Source organism: Parabacteroides sp. AT13, from assembly GCF_002272965.1.
Classification (GTDB): domain Bacteria; phylum Bacteroidota; class Bacteroidia; order Bacteroidales; family Tannerellaceae; genus Parabacteroides; species Parabacteroides distasonis.
Window position 1 is genome coordinate 800726 of record NZ_NQMH01000001.1, and the last position, 17318, is coordinate 818043.

Consider the following 17318-nt stretch of genomic DNA (forward strand, 5'->3'; position numbering starts at 1 on the left):
CTATTAATCATTATAAGTCGGCAAGAAAGAATAATCACGGCCATAACGAAGCATCTGGTCCGTATAACCTTCCGTATAGTCTAAGACAATATCGGTAACCTCACCGTTAGAGTTCTTTACCTCTCTCATCACAGGGTTGACAAAACCTTTATAGGGAGCCAAGTTTAACTTAGCATAGCGCTCCAAGACCTCCGCATGCAACTCCGGATCTACTTTCACGCCGTATCCTTCAACAAGATTCTTTCCGGCCGCATAGTCACCCTCACTCTTGATACGTTGAATCTCAGCGAGCAATGTCCCAAACAACTCACGTAACCTTGGATAGTCATTCACAACCACATAGGTCTTTCCATTCCGTTTTTTCAGTTCGATCACATTCGCTTCCTTCCCTTTCTCGTAAGCCCACTTAGCGATCAACTGACGGTTACGCATATGCGCCTCTTCTACATTCTTGCCTAGCTCGATGCGAACCAACTGGGTCATCAAGCCATTCATTATATATTTATAGTATTCCGACTTATAAGCCTCGCCGTCCGGAAGCAATCCCAGTTCCACCAGCTTTGGATCTGCCAAATAATACAGGCCAAACAAATCCGCACGGGTTTCCTCCAGTGTAGAGCTATAGGCTTTCAGCGCATCCGGGTCCGTATTTTCCAGCAATTTACCGGAACCATGTCCCAGACACTCATGTAAATCCGTATGTAGATTATCCGTTAAGAAACCGTACTGCCTCATACCGTTCCGCTCCACGTCACTCCAAACAAACTCTTCGCTAAAGCCATTTCCTTGAGACGCCTTATCATAAGCCTCCGTGATATTCTCTATCGTAACAGACTTCGAGCCATGATCCCTACGAATCCAATCCGCATTTGGCAAATTGATACCGATCGGGGTAGCCGGATAGCAATCACCTCCCAACATAGATACCGTGATTACCTTAGCGCTAACTCCTTTCACCTTCTCTTTCTTGAAACGCTTATCTACCGGAGAATGATCCTCAAACCATTGCGCATTATCACTGATGATTTTTGTACGCTTAGTCGCCTCCTTATTCGTAAAATTCACGGTAGACTCCCAGCTTGCTTTCATTCCTAACGGATCCCCATAAGTCTCGATAAAGCCATTCACAAAATCCACCTCCGAAGCTGTATCCTCTACCCAAAGGATCGAATAAGCATCGAAAGTCTTCAAATCGCCCGTTTGATAATATTCGATCAATTTCCCGATGATCGCTTTCTGCGTATCATTCTCGGCGAAAGGCAAGGCTTGTCGCAATTGATCTACGATTTTTTCTATCGCGGCGGAATAAAGCCCTCCTACTTTCCAAACCTTTTCAACGACCGTACCGTTCTCTTTTACCAAACGGCTATTCAACCCGTAAGAAATCGGGGAAATAGTATCCTTTCCCATTTTCATTTGCGCATAGAAGTCCTCTACCTCTTTTTGACTGATGCCTCCCCCGTAATAATTATTAGAAGAAGCTTTGATCAGATCACCGTCACCGCTTTGTACGCTACGCTTTGGCATAACGCCCGGATCAAAGATTACCGGAGCGATCTCGATCATGAACTGATCCACGTTTTGATTCTCACGAAGAGGTAACTTCTTAGCGTCGATTTGGTGAATACAATCCATCAAGAACTCAGGAGAAAACCCCGGGGCAAACTTGTCCAACGCATAATGATGATGGATACCACTGGAGAACCACACCCGTTTCAAATAGGTTTCCAAAGCCTTGAATTGAGGGTCCTCCCGATCTCCCTTATAATTCGTATAAATAGCCTCCAGTGTCCTGCGGATCGCCAGATTATAGCGTCCATTCTGATCGAAGAATATATCACGTCCCATCAAGGCCGCTTCGGAAAGATGATATAATAGTTGCTTTTGTTGCAAGGACAGGGATTCAAAACCCGGAACTTTATAGCGAAGAATCTCCAGATCAGCGAACTGATCCACTACATAATTGAACTCCTTATCGGAATTTTGAGATGCCGTATCCGACTGTTGGCCTGTACAAGCCGTCATAACCATAGCTGTCATAAGCGATAACATTATTTTTTTCATACTTACTACGATTTGCTTTTCCTATAATATATTACATCTAAAGTACATAGTTTGAAGGCCCGCATTCCAATAAGGGCCAACCGCAAAGATAGAGAATATACAGTCAATATCAAAGGTTTGAGATTTTTTCTCTACTTTTGTAAGTTCAAAAGCAAAGACAAAAAAGAGAATGGAAATAGCGGCATTAGTTTCAGGAGGAGTAGACAGCTCTGTCGTAGTGCATCAACTCAAAGAGGCAGGATACGATCCGACCATCTTCTATATCCGTATCGGTATGGAAGACAAGGATGGCTATATCGATTGCCCGGCGGAAGAGGATATCGAGATCACCTCATATATCGCCCGCAAGTATGGATGCCGGTTCGAGATCGTCTCCTTACACGACGAGTATTGGGATCGGGTGGTAAGCTATACGATCGAATCTGTCAAACGCGGTCTTACCCCTAACCCGGATATGATGTGTAATAAATATATCAAGTTCGGTTGTTTCGAGGAAAAATGGGGCAAGGATTTCGATAAGATCGCTACCGGTCATTATGCCACGACCACGGAGATAGACGGCAAGACATGGCTTTCTACTGCCAAGGACCCGGTAAAAGATCAGACTGATTTCTTAGGGCAAATCACCCGCCTACAGATACAGAAACTCATGTTTCCGATCGGGCATTTAATGAAAAGTGAGGTACGTGCCATCGCCGAGGCCCAGAAATTGCCGAGCGCCAAGCGTAAAGATAGCCAAGGCATTTGCTTCTTAGGCAAGATTAACTACAACGACTTTATAGAGCGTTATTTAGGGAAACGCCCGGGAAAAATCGTGGAACTAGAGACGGGTAAGGTCTTGGGTAAACACAATGGATATTGGTTCCATACGATCGGCCAACGTAAGGGATTGGGATTAAGTGGCGGCCCTTGGTTCGTTATCCAAAAAGACATTAAGCGAAATATCATTTATGTCTCCAACGGCTACGACCCGGAAACGCAATATGGCAAGGTGATTAATATGCAAGGTTTCGATTTCATCACGGAAGATCCATGGGGAGAATTTGAGGGTGAGAAAGAAATCACTTTCAAGATCCGTCATACCCCGGAATTTACGCATGGCTACATCCGTCGTATCGGAGATCTATATCGTGTAGAATCCGACGAAAAGATTCAAGGTATCGCTCCCGGCCAATACAGTGTAATCTACGACAAAGACCATCACTTATGTCTGGGCAGCGGCATGATTATTGATGAGACCAAGTAACGCATATTCAGATTTATTCTAAATAAAAAACGGTCGCCTCAAAAGGAAGCGACCGTTTTTATTTTTCTATCTTATTCTATTAAATAGCATACAAAGAGCTGATAGACTCTCCACTACATACACGACGGATCGCCTCAGCGAACATGTCAGCGACAGATAATACCTTTACTTTCTCGCATTTCTTAGCGTAAGGAATAGAATCCGTAAAGATCATTTCCGCTAAAGCGGACTGATCTACACGAGTAGAAGCCGGATCAGACATCACAGCGTGGCTGGCGATAGCACGAACAGACTTAGCGCCATTCTCCAACATCAAGTTCGCGGCTTTCGTAATTGTTCCGGCCGTATCCACCATGTCATCAACCAAAAGGACATCCAAGCCCGTCACATCACCGATAATACGCATCTCGGCCACCTCATTGGCACGCAAACGAGATTTGTGGCAAATGACCATCGGCAAGCCTAAATACTTAGAATAGCTGCTGGCACGTTTCGTACCACCAACATCCGGAGTCGCGATACACAAGTTATCCAAAGGCAAAGACGTCTTGATATAATCCAAGAATACGGAAGAAGCATATAAGTGATCCACCGGAACATTAAAGAATCCTTGGATCTGATCCGCATGAAGGTCCATCGTAATCAAACGATTGATACCTGCCGTACTCAACATATCAGCGATCAACTTAGCGCCAATAGAAACACGAGGCTTATCCTTTCTATCCTGACGAGCCCAACCGAAGTAAGGGACTACAGCGATGATTGAATGTGCGGAAGCACGTTTAGCCGCGTCAATCATCAGAAGCAACTCCATCAGATTGTCTGAATTAGGGAATGTAGATTGTACTAAGAATACATCTCTACCGCGGATAGACTCTTCATAAGAAACAGAGAACTCACCATCGGCAAAGTGCTGGATATTCATCTGTCCCAGAGGACAACCTAAACTGTTGCAAATTTTCTCTGCAAGATACCGGGAGTTCGTTCCCGAAAACACCAAGAAAGGAGTTTGTGCACTCATTATTCCGAATATTTATCTTAAAGTGAATAGATTTAAATTGTGCCGCAAAAGTACAAAACTTATTTACAATAACCTCTTTATATTTGGAAAACTTTCTATATTTGCAACCGCAATGATGAAGTATTTACTCTATTTCTTCGTATTGGTAAGTGTATTTCTGACTTCGGGTTCTTCATCAACTCCCGAGAACCAACAGAAATACAACGATATTTACACCATGTACTCTCCGAATGAAGACAAGACGGAATACAATATCCCCCAAGCAGATATCGAACGATACGAAAAAGAGCTATACAACGGAAAACAAAGCTATAAGATGGAAGATGGCTATATCAGGGCTTCACTATTCCGCAACATCTCCACATCAAAAAACTCAAGGACAAACCTATCCTCATCCGCGGAAAGGATCGTACGGTTTATAAAAACTCAATATCCTAAAGAAAGACAAACATTCATTTCATTTTGTATAAATCCCCTTAAGTTCTCCTATGGGTACTATATCTATACTCTAAGACGTATTCTCATTTAAACTCTCTTTCCCCCTTATTTCCATCAAAAAAGTAGAAGATAGCACTTTAATGTCTGCATTCTCACTATTCTTATTTTCTAGATTTCTCAAAGGGAATAGAATAAACATCTATTTTGTTTTCTTATTGGGTCATATAGGATAGTTCTTATCAATTAATAATCAATCTAAAATGGAATTTTTATTAGACTTCATCTTACATATCGATCAGCATATGATCGAGATCGTACAAGAATATCATACTTGGGCCTACGCGATATTATTCCTAATCATTTTTTGTGAAACGGGATTGGTAGCCACCCCATTCTTGCCCGGGGATTCCCTCTTGTTCGTCGCCGGAGCGATAACAGCGTTACCCGGTATGCCTTTAGAGATAAATCTTTTAGCCTTGATATTATTCGCGGCGGCAGTATTGGGAGACTCCTGTAATTATATGATAGGTCATTTTTTTGGTCGTAAACTATTTAACAATCCCAACTCCAAGATATTCAAGAAAAGCCATTTGGACAAAACGCATGAGTTCTACAAAAAATATGGAGGCAAAACCATAATCATCGCCCGATTCGTACCGATTGTCCGTACTTTCGCTCCCTTTGTAGCCGGAATGGGTAAAATGCACTATTACTATTTCATGATCTACAACCTGATAGGCGGCGCTTTCTGGGTACTGCTTTTCTGCTATGCAGGATACTTTTTCGGAGATCTTCCTTTCGTACAGCAGAACCTCAAGCTATTGATCATAGCAATTATATTCATATCCATACTTCCTGCCGTAATAGAGGTAGTACGGGCAAAACTAAAAGCACGGAAACAGAGATAACAAACTTTCATTCAACAACCAAGTATTTAAAAACGATTTAATATATACATGTATGAAAAATTCTTTTTTTAGTCGATTCACCCCCAAAGAACCCAAGTTCTTTCCACTCTTAAAGCAATTGTCTGAAATATTATCCGCCTCTTCCAGCATTCTGGTAGAAAGCTTACGACATGATTCTCCTACGGAAAGAGCTAATTATTATAAGCTAATCAAGGATAAGGAACGGGAGGGGGACAAACTGACCCATCTGATCTTTGATGAACTAGGAACGACATTTATAACCCCCTTCGATCGGGAAGACATTCACGACTTAGCCTCATCCATAGATGATGTTATTGATGGAATAAACAGTTCCGCCAAACGTATTACCATCTATAACCCACGCCCCATCTCTGATAGCGGAAAAGAATTGAGTTTACTCATTCAACAAGAGGCGCACTATATCAGCAAAGCGATGGATGAACTCGAGACTTTTCGCAAGAAACCGACTACGTTACGTGATTACTGTACCAAGCTACATGACATAGAAAACCAAGCGGACGACGTATATGAGCTTTTTATCACGAAGCTTTTCGAGGAAGAAAAAGATAGTATAGAGCTTATCAAAATCAAAGAAATCATGCATGAGTTGGAAAAGACAACGGATGCCGCCGAACATGTCGGTAAAATATTAAGGAACTTGATCGTAAAGTACGCATAAAACAGGGCTATATTATGGAATTATTAGTGATTATCATCATTCTGTCTCTGATATTCGATTATATCAATGGCTTTCATGATGCGGCAAATTCGATAGCGACCATTGTATCGACCAAGGTCCTTACCCCTTTTCAGGCTGTAATATGGGCAGCATTCTTTAATTTCGTCGCATTTTTCATCGCTAAGTATATAATCGGGGGATTCGGTATCGCCAATACCGTATCAAAAACCGTAGTAGAGCAGTATATCACATTACCGATTATCCTGTCCGGGGTAATCGCCGCTATCGCATGGAACCTGTTCACTTGGTGGAAAGGTATTCCTTCCTCTTCTTCCCACACCCTTATCGGAGGATTCGCCGGAGCGGCTATCATGGCACACGGCTTTGAAGCGATCCAATTGAACATTATCCTAAAAATAGCGGCTTTCATTTTCCTTGCTCCCTTCATAGGCATGATTGTCGCTTTCGGGTTTACCTTATTAGTGCTTCATATGTGCAAAAGAGTGCACCCTCATACGGCAGAGGTATGGTTCAAGAAACTCCAACTCGTATCTTCCGCCTTATTCAGTATCGGGCATGGATTGAATGATTCCCAAAAAGTGATGGGTATTATCGCCGCGGCCCTAATCGCAGCCCACTCCGAGGGATTGGGAATGGGGATAAATAGTATTTCCGATTTACCCGACTGGGTAGCGTTCTCTTGTTTCACCGCTATCTCACTTGGAACCATGTCCGGTGGCTGGAAAATAGTAAAGACAATGGGTACTAAAATCACGAAGGTAACCCCCTTGGAAGGGGTTATCGCTGAGACAGCCGGTGCCTTCACTTTGTACCTTACGGAGTTTCTGAAGATCCCAGTCAGTACCACGCATACAATTACAGGGGCTATTATCGGAGTTGGTGCGACCAAACGTCTTTCAGCCGTTCGTTGGGGAGTAACTCAAAGCTTGATGACCGCATGGGTTCTTACGATCCCGGTAAGTGGGCTTTTAGCAGCTGGCATTTATTATATGGCTTCCCTTCTTTTCATTTAAATCAAAGAAAAAAGTCATCTAGCTTCATCGGGCAAGTATGTTAAGTTACTTTGCCATTTCACTTAAGTTACTTGCCCGATGAAGCTAGATGTCCCGTATCAACCACCTAACTCCACCAACGAATTATCTATACAGCACACCTAAACTTTTCAAGAAAGCTCTTATTTATGGAGAAAAGAGAACTTTAGCATCTTACCGGAATAAGCAGGGAGTTTCACTTGATAAGGATAAGCGTCTGTTAGCGTACTGATAGTCGTTTCCCCGGTTAACAAGTCGGTCAATTCAGCCGGTTTGTTATCCTCAAAATCAAGAGCCTTGAATGCCTCGACCGGGATATTTACCCATACACATTGGTCGGCACGGTCGAAATTCACGACAACCAGAAGTACCTCGTTCTTCCATTTGCGCAAGAACGCATACTGACGGTTCGGATTGAAATAAGGATTACCGGAGTTCGCGTACATCAAATCATAAAACGCTCCCTCGACAATAACCGGCTCGGATCGTACCACATTCAATAACTTAGCGTACATCTCACGCAACGAGCGTTCTGCCGGCGTTAATTTAGCCCCATCAAAGAGTCCATTATTATTCCAGTTTCGCAAACTCTCGACGCTCCAATAATCGAAGATGGTCGTACGGCCATCACGTCCACTGAAACCTTCCGCATCCATTCCTCTTTCGCCAAGTTCCTGACCACTATAGATCATAACCGGATTTGTATTCATGGCAGCGGAGACAATCATGCCCGGAATACCCGGACGAGCATCCCCCGCAAAGAAATCAGAAGCGACACGCTGTTCATCGTGATTCTCCAAGAAATTTAACATATTTTTCTGGATTCCCTCCAACGATTGCCAACAATGCGATATATTACTAGCCGGAGCCTGTCCGCACATCACCGCACGAACCGTATCATAAAGACCAACCTTGTCATACAAATAATCAAAGTGTCCCGTATAAATATAATTCCTATACTCATCCGGATTATACACCTCCGCTATAAAGATCACATCACGCACCTTCTTCACCTGAGGAATCACCCAGTTCCAAAACTCTACCGGGACCATCTCAGCCATATCACAACGAAAACCATCCACCCCCTTATCAGCCCAGAACAACAAGATCTCCAACATTTTCTCCCACGTATTGGGAATGGTATTGAAATGGCAAGCACCACCGTGCATATAATCCACGCCGTAGTTCAGCTTCACCGTCTCATACCAATCGTTCTGGCTTGGATAGGCATCGAAATGATTGTTACCGGTCACCTTCGCCGGAAACTCACTATAGGCAAAATCCTCCTCACGCTGCGGATCAAAACGAAGCGTCAAGGTTTGCCCCGGAAGATAATAAAAGTTATTATTCACATCAAAAGCCTTGGACACATTATCCGTTTGACCTAAGTCCTCCACGAAAGGTTCCCGTGCGTCCGAGAAATATTGACGTGCTACATGGTTGGGTACAAAATCGATAATAACCTTCATCCCAGCCTCATGCGTACGTTTCACCAAATCCTCGAACTCACTCATACGGTTCTGGATATTATCCGCCAAATCCGGATCTATATCATAGTAATCTTTTATAGCATATGGAGATCCGGCCTTACCTTTTACTACGGCAGAATGGTCTTTCCGGATGCCAAACATGGTGTAATCGGTTTTTGTAGCGTGCTCTATCACCCCTGTATACCATACATGAGTAACACCTAGTTCTTTGATTTTGGATAAAGCCAAAGGAGTAAAAGCCGAAAACTTACCCACTCCATTCTCGGCTAAACTACCATTCATTACAGGAGATGGTCGCAGATTCCCAAACCAACGCGGGAATACCTGATAAATTACCATCTTGTTTTTTTGTTCCATTGCGTTCATCTATATATAAAGTTTTTGTGGGAAAGCGCTTTGTCCAGACAGACGATTTGTCACGGCATCAGGCCTTTCTTTCTTGCCGCGATCGCTTTCACCAAGGTTTCATATTTATTCTCATCCAACACTTTCTCAAAGCAACGGGCAGCGGCGGAATAGCCAATATTACAAATCACGTCTACATTCTCAAGATCGAATGTCTTATATAAGCCAAACTCCTCCGCTTCTATTAAGACATCACACATCTCTCGATCCTCCAGCGTATTTGCCCGGAACATATAATGATAAGAGCGCTCGGCGATATGGAATATGGTCTGCTTATATTTTTGCGGGATCAACGGGCTTACGTTCACCCCAATAATACGCTCACATTCCTCACGGATGATGGAGACCGGAAAGTTGTGAAATAATCCTCCATCCACATAATGAACGCCATTGATGACTACAGGACTGAAAATAATCGGGATACTACAAGAAGCTGTCACCGCCTCAACAATAGGACCACTCCTAAATTCATGGCTTTCGCCATTATCCAAATCAGTCGCGACAACCACCAGAGGAATTTGCAAGTCCTCGATGTTCTTGGTCCGCAAGTGTCGCCTCAAGAAATAACGAAAGCGCTTACTATCGAACAAACCCGCCTTAGGAATCTGCAACTGGGCGAATTCCGAGAACTCACGTCCGGTAAAAAGCTCTTGGATCTCCGCCGCCGAATAACCATCGGCAAACAAAGCGCCCATTAAAGCTCCCGCGCTGGTACCGACTATAATATCCGGTCTTAGCGCACATTCTTCCATCATTCGAAATACGCCGATATGCGCAAAACCTTTCGCTCCGCCTCCGCTAAGCGCCAAGCCCAACCTATAGGGTTTATGGTTTGTCTCTTCTGCCATTTATTTCTTGTCTCTTAATCTGGTAACAAATATGCTGTTTTTTTTAATTAGAAACATTATTATTAGGGAAAAAGTTTCCATCCTCTTTTATTTTTGCTACATTTACACGGAAAGCAAAGGTGTTGTCACATTGTTTTCTTAAGTATAACATTAAATCTACCATGTTATGATTACGAGTATCTTCTGGATTATCCCGTTAGCGTCTGTCCTAGCGCTAGCATTCGCCTGGTTCTTCTTCAGGCAAATGATGAAAGAGAGTGAAGGAACTGAGTTGATGAAAAAGATCGCCTCCTTTGTACGTGAAGGGGCGATGTCGTATCTGAAACAGCAATACAAAGTAGTCGCCTCGGTTTTCGTTGTCCTAGTAATCTTATTCTCTATTATGGCCTATGGCTTCCATGTTCAAAACGAATGGGTTCCGATCGCCTTCCTGACAGGAGGTTTCTTTTCAGGATTAGCGGGTTTCTTAGGCATGAAAACAGCGACTTATGCCTCGGCCCGTACAGCGAACGCAGCCCGCACTTCCTTGAATAAAGGTTTACAAGTGGCTTTCCGAAGCGGGGCGGTCATGGGCTTAGTAGTCGTTGGGCTTGGATTGCTGGATATCTCATTCTGGTATATCCTGTTAAATGCTTTCATCCCAGACGAGGCTTTGGACCCGACCCATAAACTCACCATTATCACGACAACCATGCTTACATTCGGAATGGGTGCCTCCACGCAAGCCTTGTTCGCACGTGTGGGAGGAGGAATCTATACGAAAGCCGCCGATGTCGGAGCGGATTTAGTAGGTAAAGTTGAGGCTGGGATCCCGGAGGACGATCCTCGTAACCCGGCGACAATCGCCGATAACGTAGGCGACAATGTAGGTGACGTCGCCGGTATGGGAGCCGACCTATATGAATCTTATTGCGGTTCCATCCTAGCGACCGCCGCATTGGGAGCCGCCGCATTCGTTTCTTCCGGAAGCGTAGAATTACAATATAAGGCGGTTGTCGCCCCAATGCTTATCGCCGCTGTCGGTATCATTTTATCTATTATTGGTATTTTCGCCGTCCGTACGAATGAGAACGCGACGATCAAGCAACTACTGAAAGCCTTAGCCATAGGAACGAACTTGAGTTCCGTATTGATCGCTATCTCCACGTTCGGGATTCTTTATGTATTAGGCATGGAGAATTGGTTCTGGATCGGTTGTTCCGTGATCGTAGGTCTGCTAGTCGGAATCGTGATCGGGCAAGCGACGGAGTATTATACCTCCCAGTCCTATAAGCCGACCCGGCTGGTTTCCGAATCGGGGCTGACAGGCCCGGCAACGGTTATTATCTCCGGTCTCGGACTAGGGATGCTCTCTACGGCCATCCCGGTACTTGCCGTCGTGGTCGGTATTATTTGTTCCTTCTTGTTCGCCTCCGGATTCGACTTCACGAACGTGGGCATGGGATTATACGGAATCGGTATAGCTGCCGTAGGTATGCTATCGACCTTAGGTATTACGTTGGCTACAGACGCTTACGGTCCCATAGCGGATAATGCCGGAGGCAACGCCGAGATGTGTAACCTAGGGAAAGAAGTCCGCAAGCGTACAGACGCATTGGATTCATTAGGAAATACGACTGCCGCTACAGGTAAAGGTTTCGCTATCGGTTCCGCTGCGTTAACCGGCTTGGCTCTGTTGGCCTCTTATGTAGAAGAGATCAAGATCGGTTTGCTCCGTTTAGGAGAGAACGTCCTGAATTTTACCGATGGCAGGAGTATCGAAATATCTAAAGCCTCATTCTCGGACTTTATGGTATATTATGATGTTACCTTAATGAATCCTAAGGTTTTAGCCGGAATGTTCCTAGGTTCCATGATGGCATTCATGTTCTGTGGCCTTACGATGAATGCTGTAGGGCGTGCGGCCGGGCACATGGTGGAGGAAGTTCGCCGTCAGTTCAAGGAAATCAAGGGTATTCTGACTGGAGAGGCACAACCGGATTATGCCCGTTGCGTTGAGATCTCGACGAAAGGAGCGCAACACGAAATGGTACTTCCCTCCGTTTTAGCTATTATCGCCCCCATCTTAACCGGACTCATATTTGGTGTGACGGGTGTTGTCGGATTATTGATCGGTGGATTAAGCACGGGCTTCGTATTAGCCGTATTCATGGCGAATGCCGGAGGAGCATGGGATAACGCGAAGAAATTCATCGAGGAAGGAAACCACGGCGGCAAGGGTAGCGAGGCGCATAAGGCAACCGTTGTCGGCGATACGGTTGGCGATCCGTTCAAAGACACTTCCGGCCCGAGTTTGAATATCCTTATCAAGCTGATGAGCATGGTAGCGATCGTGATGGCGGGATTGACGGTGGCTTGGAGTTTGTTTTAATAGTTGACCGTTAGTAGTTGGCAATTGACAGTTAGAGAAGTAAATTGACAAATTAATAGAGAAAACTAAATAATTGTCAATTGCCAACTGTCAATTGTCAACTGTTTTGTATTTTTGCGTCGTAAAAACATAAAACAATTCAACAATGTCAATCTCACGCTTTAATGCTGTGGAGAAGGCATCCAACCGAAAGGCCGTGGAAGCCGTTACTCCCGAACACAAAGTATCTGAGTACTATGGCGAGAATGTCTTCAACCGGAAGGCGATGCAAAAATATCTCTCCAAGGAAACGTACAAAGCCTTGACCCACGCCATTGACAATGGCACACCTATCGACCGGGAAATCGCCAATCATGTGGCAGCCGGCATGCGTATGTGGGCACTGGAAAAAGGAGTCACTCATTATACCCACTGGTTTCAACCGCTTACCGATGGCACCGCCGAGAAGCACGACGCTTTCGTGGAACACGATGGTAACGGTGGCATGATCGAGGAGTTCAGCGGCAAATTGCTTGTCCAGCAAGAACCGGACGCTTCCAGTTTCCCGAACGGTGGACTTCGTAATACCTTCGAGGCCCGCGGCTACTCCGCTTGGGACCCTTCCTCTCCCGCTTTTATCGTAGATGACACACTTTGTATCCCAACCGTATTTATCGCTTATACCGGTGAAGCGCTGGATTATAAGACCCCGCTGATCCGCTCTATCGAAGTATTGGGAGAAGCCGCCAAAGACGTATATCGGTATTTCGATGAGGATGTCAATAAGATAATTACTTACCTTGGTTGGGAACAGGAATATTTCCTTGTTGACGAGGACTTGTATTCCGCTCGTCCGGATCTCTCACTGACCGAGCGTACCTTGCTAGGACATGAGAGCGCAAAGAACCAACAATTAGACGACCATTATTTTGGCGCTATCCCCTCTCGTGTACAAGAATTCATGAAAGACTTGGAAACCGAATGCTATAAACTAGGTATCCCGGTAAAGACCCGCCATAACGAAGTAGCCCCCAACCAGTTCGAGCTAGCTCCTATTTACGAGGAATGTAACCTAGCCAACGACCATAACCAATTATTGATGTCGGTCATGAAACGTGTCTCCCGCCGTCATAATTTCCGTGTATTATTGCACGAGAAGCCATTTAACGGGGTAAACGGTTCCGGTAAACACTGTAACTGGTCTATGGGAACGGACAAGGGGGTAAACTTATTCTCTCCGGGTAAAGACCGTGAGGACAACCTGCGCTTCATCACCTTCGTGGTGAACACTATCATGGCCGTTTATAAATACAACGCTTTATTAAAAGCGAGTATCGCTTCCGCCACGAACGCACACCGCCTAGGCGCGAACGAGGCACCTCCCGCTATCATCTCCACTTTCCTCGGAACGCAAATCAGTGAGATCTTGGATAAGTTCGAGAATAGCTCTATCGAGGACGCTATCGAGGTAGACGATAAAAAGGGCTTGCATCTTGGCTTCGGGCAGATCCCCGAACTGCTGTTGGACAATACGGATCGTAACCGTACCTCTCCTTTCGCTTTCACCGGAAACCGTTTTGAGTTCCGTGCCCCGGGTTCTTCCGTGAACTGCGGATCAGCCATGTTAGCGTTGAACTCCGCCGTAGCCTATCAATTGCAACAATTCAAGAAGGACGTAGAGGCTTTGCAAGCGGAAGGAAAAAGCAAGGAAGTAGCGATCTTCAAGGTGCTGAAAGCCTATATCAAGGAATCTAAGCCGATCCGCTTCGATGGAAACGGTTATTCGGACGAATGGAAAGAGGAAGCCGCCAAGCGAGGTCTGGATTGCCAAAATAGTGTTCCATTGCAATATGACGCTTATCTTAAACCGGAGTCGATCGAGATGTTCACGTCTACCGGCGTACTTACCCAGAAAGAATTGGAAGCGCGTAATGAGGTAAAATGGGAAGTCTATATCAAAAAGGTACAGATCGAGGCTCGGGTATTAGGGGATTTATCCTTGAACCATATCATCCCGGTAGCCGTTCGCTACCAGAGCGTATTGCTGGATAATATAGCGAAGTTGAAAGAGACATTCGGCGATGACCCGGAATTCCGCGATATGTCGGAAGAGCCCCGTCGCTTGGTTCGTAAGATAGCCGGGCATATCTGTGCCGTGACCAAGAAAGTGGATGAGATGGTAGAGGCCCGCAAGAAAGCGAACCGCTTGACCGATATGCGGGAAAAGGCGATCGCTTACCACGACTCGGTAGCCCCTTATTTGGATGAGATCCGTGACCATATCGATGATCTGGAACTGATGGTGGACAACCAGATGTGGCCGTTGCCGAAGTATAGGGAACTCCTGTTTATCCGATAAAAAACACCCGTACTGGCGTTGCCTTGCGCCAGTATCGGCATAGCCTCACACTGATATAGGCGCAGCCTTATACCGATACTGGCATAAGGCTACGCCTATACTCCCGTTTACCACTTCACATAAGAAGCATTCATCAAGAAGTCATAATCATGTTTCATCGCTTGCAGCGGTGTCATATTATAACGCTCTTGCTCAATGAAGTAATCCTCTAATCCGGCTTTCTCCGCCACAGCGAATAAGGATTTGAAGTCTACGATTCCGGCGCCCATCTCTGTGCTGCCCTTTCCATCCGCATTCGCGTCTTTCAAGTGCCAGTTGGCGAAACGACCGGGATAACGGTTCACGTAATCATGACATTTAAAACCGCCATACACTAATTGAGCCGTATCGATCTGGAAAGTAACCAGCCCTTTGTCCGTATTCTCGATCATCACGTCGAACGGGATCTTCCCTTCCAGCTCATGGAATTCATCCACATGGTTATGGAAAGCGAAACGCAACCCATTCGCCTTCGCAATCTCACCACATTTATTAAATTGATCCGCTAAACGCTTCACGTCCGAAAGGCTCTTGATATCTTTGGAGGGATAACCCGCCTGAACAATCCATTTACAGCCTACCTCTGCCGTATCGGCGGCATTCTTTTTCCAGAAGTCCCATCCCTTGGTATCACCCTCCGCCAGCAAACCGCTTCCGGTATGGGAACCTACCATACGGGCACCCAGATCCGCCAGATATTTCTTCATCTCGGCCGGGGATTTCCCGTAGAATTTGCCATCCCGGTAACCGGCGGCTTCCATCCGTTTATAACCGATATCCACCAAAGCCTTCATCGTACCGTCAAAATCCGTCTTCAAGTCGTCCCGGACACTATACAACTGTACACCTATCGCTTTCTCTTTCTTAGCCAAGATAGAGGCAAAGCCGTTCGGTACTACACTCAGCGCAGCCACAGCGGCACCCGCTTTCAAAAAATTCCGTCTCGTTATCATCATACTATTCTTTAAGATTAACGTCGCTAAAGGTAGCAAAATTATTTCTACTTTCGCGCACATTTAAACAAACGATCATGCAAGGAACAAAAAATCTGACCGAAGGGGTCATCTCCCGGCAACTATTCAATCTGGCGATGCCGATCATGGGTACCTCATTTATCCAAATGGCCTATAGCATCACCGACATGGCTTGGGTAGGCCGATTGGGAAGCGAGGCCGTAGCCGCTATCGGCGCCGTTGGTATCCTTACTTGGATGACGAACTCGATCTCTTACTTGAATAAAGTAGGCTCGGAGGTGAGTGTCGGGCAAAGTATCGGGGCGCAAAACGTGGAAGATGCCCGAGGATTCGCTTCCCATAACCTAACGATCGCCTTGATCCTCTCGCTTTGTTGGGGATTCTTGCTATTCGTCCTCGCTCATCCGATTATCGGCTTCTACAAACTGGAGGAACCGATCGCGTTGAACGCCGTGGAATATTTGAGAATCGTCGCTTCCGCATTCCCATTTATCTTCCTCTCGGCGGCGTTTACCGGGATTCATAATGCGGCGGGATTGAGTAAGATTCCATTTTATATCAGCGGAACAGGTCTTTTACTGAATATGGTGCTAGATCCTTTATTTATACTCGGCTTCCATTTGGGCACGGCGGGCGCAGCTTGGGCTACGTGGATCTCCCAAGCGGTGGTTTGCGGACTATTCGTCTATCAGCTAAAATGCCGCAATAAATTGTTCGGGGGATTCCCTTTCTTTGTCCGTTTAAAGGAACGCTACACCAAGCGGATCTTCCAATTGGGCCTGCCGGTAGCGTTATTAAATACATTCTTCGCGATCATCAATCTTTTTATGGCTCGTACAGCTTCCACCTACGGAGGGCATATCGGTTTGATGACGCTTACGGCAGGCGGACAAATGGAGGCGATCGCATGGAACACCTCACAAGGCTTCAGTACGGCCCTCTCCGCTTTCACCGCCCAGAACTACGCCGCACGCAAGAAAGAACGTATCTTGACCGCTTATCATACGACGCTTAAAATGACTTCTATCATCGGTGTACTCTGCACGTTGTTATTCGTCTTTTACGGTAGCGAGGTCTTCTCGCTGATCGTGCCGGAGCAAGCCGCTTATGAGGCCGGTGGTATATTTCTCCGGATCGACGGATATTCGATGATCTTCATGATGCTGGAGATTACCACGCAAGGCATGTTCTACGGTACCGGCCGAACGGTTCCGCCGGCGATCATCAGCATCTCGTGTAACACCTTACGCATACCTTTGGCCATCGGGCTAGCGGCAGCGGGACTGGGTATTACGGGTGTTTGGTGGGCGATCAGCCTTTCCAGCATGCTAAAAGGTGTCGTCGCTTTCATTTGGTTCAGTATCTTACAGAAGAAGATCTTGTAAGCGGAACAATTCTTACCGATTTTCCGTACATTCGCGATT

At 45.6% G+C, this 17318-nt stretch carries 12 protein-coding genes; 7 read left to right on the forward strand and 5 right to left on the reverse strand.

Annotation, left to right across the window (positions count from 1 at the left end; all coding sequences use genetic code 11):
* Nucleotides 1-3: 3 nt before the first annotated feature.
* The gene (locus CI959_RS03815) at nt 4-2064 is read right to left on the reverse strand and encodes a dihydrofolate reductase (RefSeq protein WP_036632976.1); all 2061 of its coding nucleotides are present in this window, start codon (nt 2062-2064) and stop codon (nt 4-6) included.
* 169 nt (nt 2065-2233) lie between these two features.
* Here CI959_RS03815 and mnmA point away from each other — a divergent pair, with 169 nt between their 5' ends.
* A complete protein-coding gene (gene mnmA, locus CI959_RS03820) occupies nt 2234-3310 on the forward strand; it encodes a tRNA 2-thiouridine(34) synthase MnmA (protein ID WP_005858803.1) in 1077 nt (358 codons plus the stop codon).
* A 79-nt stretch (nt 3311-3389) separates the two neighbouring features.
* Here the strand turns inward: mnmA and CI959_RS03825 are convergent, their stop codons facing one another.
* On the reverse strand, nt 3390-4331 hold the full coding sequence (locus CI959_RS03825; RefSeq protein ID WP_005858805.1) for a ribose-phosphate pyrophosphokinase: 942 nt from the start codon (nt 4329-4331) through the stop codon (nt 3390-3392).
* 698 nt (nt 4332-5029) lie between these two features.
* Here CI959_RS03825 and CI959_RS03835 point away from each other — a divergent pair.
* Genes CI959_RS03835 through CI959_RS03845 form a run of 3 tightly spaced genes read left to right on the forward strand, consistent with a single transcriptional unit; the run spans nt 5030 to nt 7411 of the window.
* Nucleotides 5030-5677 carry a DedA family protein gene (locus tag CI959_RS03835; protein ID WP_005868486.1) on the forward strand — a complete coding sequence of 216 codons (648 nt, stop codon included), beginning with the start codon at nt 5030-5032 and terminating at the stop codon, nt 5675-5677.
* A 52-nt stretch (nt 5678-5729) separates the two neighbouring features.
* Nucleotides 5730-6377, forward strand: coding sequence for a DUF47 domain-containing protein (locus tag CI959_RS03840; RefSeq protein WP_005868485.1), 648 nt, complete (start codon nt 5730-5732; stop codon nt 6375-6377).
* A gap of 14 nt (nt 6378-6391) precedes the next feature.
* A complete protein-coding gene (locus CI959_RS03845; protein WP_005868484.1) occupies nt 6392-7411 on the forward strand; it encodes an inorganic phosphate transporter in 1020 nt (339 codons plus the stop codon).
* A gap of 161 nt (nt 7412-7572) precedes the next feature.
* Here CI959_RS03845 and CI959_RS03850 read toward each other — a convergent pair whose 3' ends face one another.
* Together CI959_RS03850 and CI959_RS03855 are read right to left on the reverse strand one after the other, a co-directional pair.
* Nucleotides 7573-9276: an alpha-amylase family glycosyl hydrolase gene (locus CI959_RS03850; protein ID WP_008777935.1), complete on the reverse strand. Its 1704-nt coding sequence runs from the start codon at nt 9274-9276 to the stop codon at nt 7573-7575.
* A 59-nt stretch (nt 9277-9335) separates the two neighbouring features.
* Nucleotides 9336-10172 carry a patatin-like phospholipase family protein gene (locus CI959_RS03855; protein ID WP_005858815.1) on the reverse strand — a complete coding sequence of 279 codons (837 nt, stop codon included), beginning with the start codon at nt 10170-10172 and terminating at the stop codon, nt 9336-9338.
* Between the two features lie 166 nt (nt 10173-10338).
* On the opposite strand from CI959_RS03855, the gene CI959_RS03860 reads away from it, so the two are divergent.
* Nucleotides 10339-12543 (forward strand): sodium-translocating pyrophosphatase, encoded by a 2205-nt coding sequence (locus tag CI959_RS03860; RefSeq protein WP_008779366.1) that lies wholly within the window; start codon nt 10339-10341, stop codon nt 12541-12543.
* 145 nt (nt 12544-12688) lie between these two features.
* Nucleotides 12689-14881, forward strand: coding sequence for a glutamine synthetase III (locus tag CI959_RS03865; RefSeq protein ID WP_008779365.1), 2193 nt, complete (start codon nt 12689-12691; stop codon nt 14879-14881).
* A gap of 107 nt (nt 14882-14988) precedes the next feature.
* On the opposite strand, the gene CI959_RS03870 is transcribed toward CI959_RS03865, so the two are convergent.
* Nucleotides 14989-15876: a TIM barrel protein gene (locus CI959_RS03870; RefSeq protein ID WP_008772604.1), complete on the reverse strand. Its 888-nt coding sequence runs from the start codon at nt 15874-15876 to the stop codon at nt 14989-14991.
* A 74-nt stretch (nt 15877-15950) separates the two neighbouring features.
* Here CI959_RS03870 and CI959_RS03875 point away from each other — a divergent pair, with 74 nt between their 5' ends.
* Nucleotides 15951-17279: an MATE family efflux transporter gene (locus CI959_RS03875; RefSeq protein ID WP_005868477.1), complete on the forward strand. Its 1329-nt coding sequence runs from the start codon at nt 15951-15953 to the stop codon at nt 17277-17279.
* Nucleotides 17280-17318: the final 39 nt, after the last annotated feature.

Bases quoted from the DNA above. Each gene is read 5' to 3' on its own strand.
- CI959_RS03850 (WP_008777935.1), bottom strand. From the start codon at position 9,276: ATGGAACAAAAAAACAAGATGGTAATTTATCAGGTATTCCCGCGTTGG.
- CI959_RS03865 (WP_008779365.1), top strand. From the start codon at position 12,689: ATGTCAATCTCACGCTTTAATGCTGTGGAGAAGGCATCCAACCGAAAG.
- CI959_RS03840 (WP_005868485.1), top strand. From the start codon at position 5,730: ATGAAAAATTCTTTTTTTAGTCGATTCACCCCCAAAGAACCCAAGTTC.
- mnmA (WP_005858803.1), top strand. From the start codon at position 2,234: ATGGAAATAGCGGCATTAGTTTCAGGAGGAGTAGACAGCTCTGTCGTA.
- CI959_RS03875 (WP_005868477.1), top strand. From the start codon at position 15,951: ATGCAAGGAACAAAAAATCTGACCGAAGGGGTCATCTCCCGGCAACTA.
- CI959_RS03870 (WP_008772604.1), bottom strand. From the start codon at position 15,876: ATGATGATAACGAGACGGAATTTTTTGAAAGCGGGTGCCGCTGTGGCT.
- CI959_RS03855 (WP_005858815.1), bottom strand. From the start codon at position 10,172: ATGGCAGAAGAGACAAACCATAAACCCTATAGGTTGGGCTTGGCGCTT.
- CI959_RS03825 (WP_005858805.1), bottom strand. From the start codon at position 4,331: ATGAGTGCACAAACTCCTTTCTTGGTGTTTTCGGGAACGAACTCCCGG.
- CI959_RS03860 (WP_008779366.1), top strand. From the start codon at position 10,339: ATGATTACGAGTATCTTCTGGATTATCCCGTTAGCGTCTGTCCTAGCG.
- CI959_RS03835 (WP_005868486.1), top strand. From the start codon at position 5,030: ATGGAATTTTTATTAGACTTCATCTTACATATCGATCAGCATATGATC.
- CI959_RS03815 (WP_036632976.1), bottom strand. From the start codon at position 2,064: ATGAAAAAAATAATGTTATCGCTTATGACAGCTATGGTTATGACGGCT.
- CI959_RS03845 (WP_005868484.1), top strand. From the start codon at position 6,392: ATGGAATTATTAGTGATTATCATCATTCTGTCTCTGATATTCGATTAT.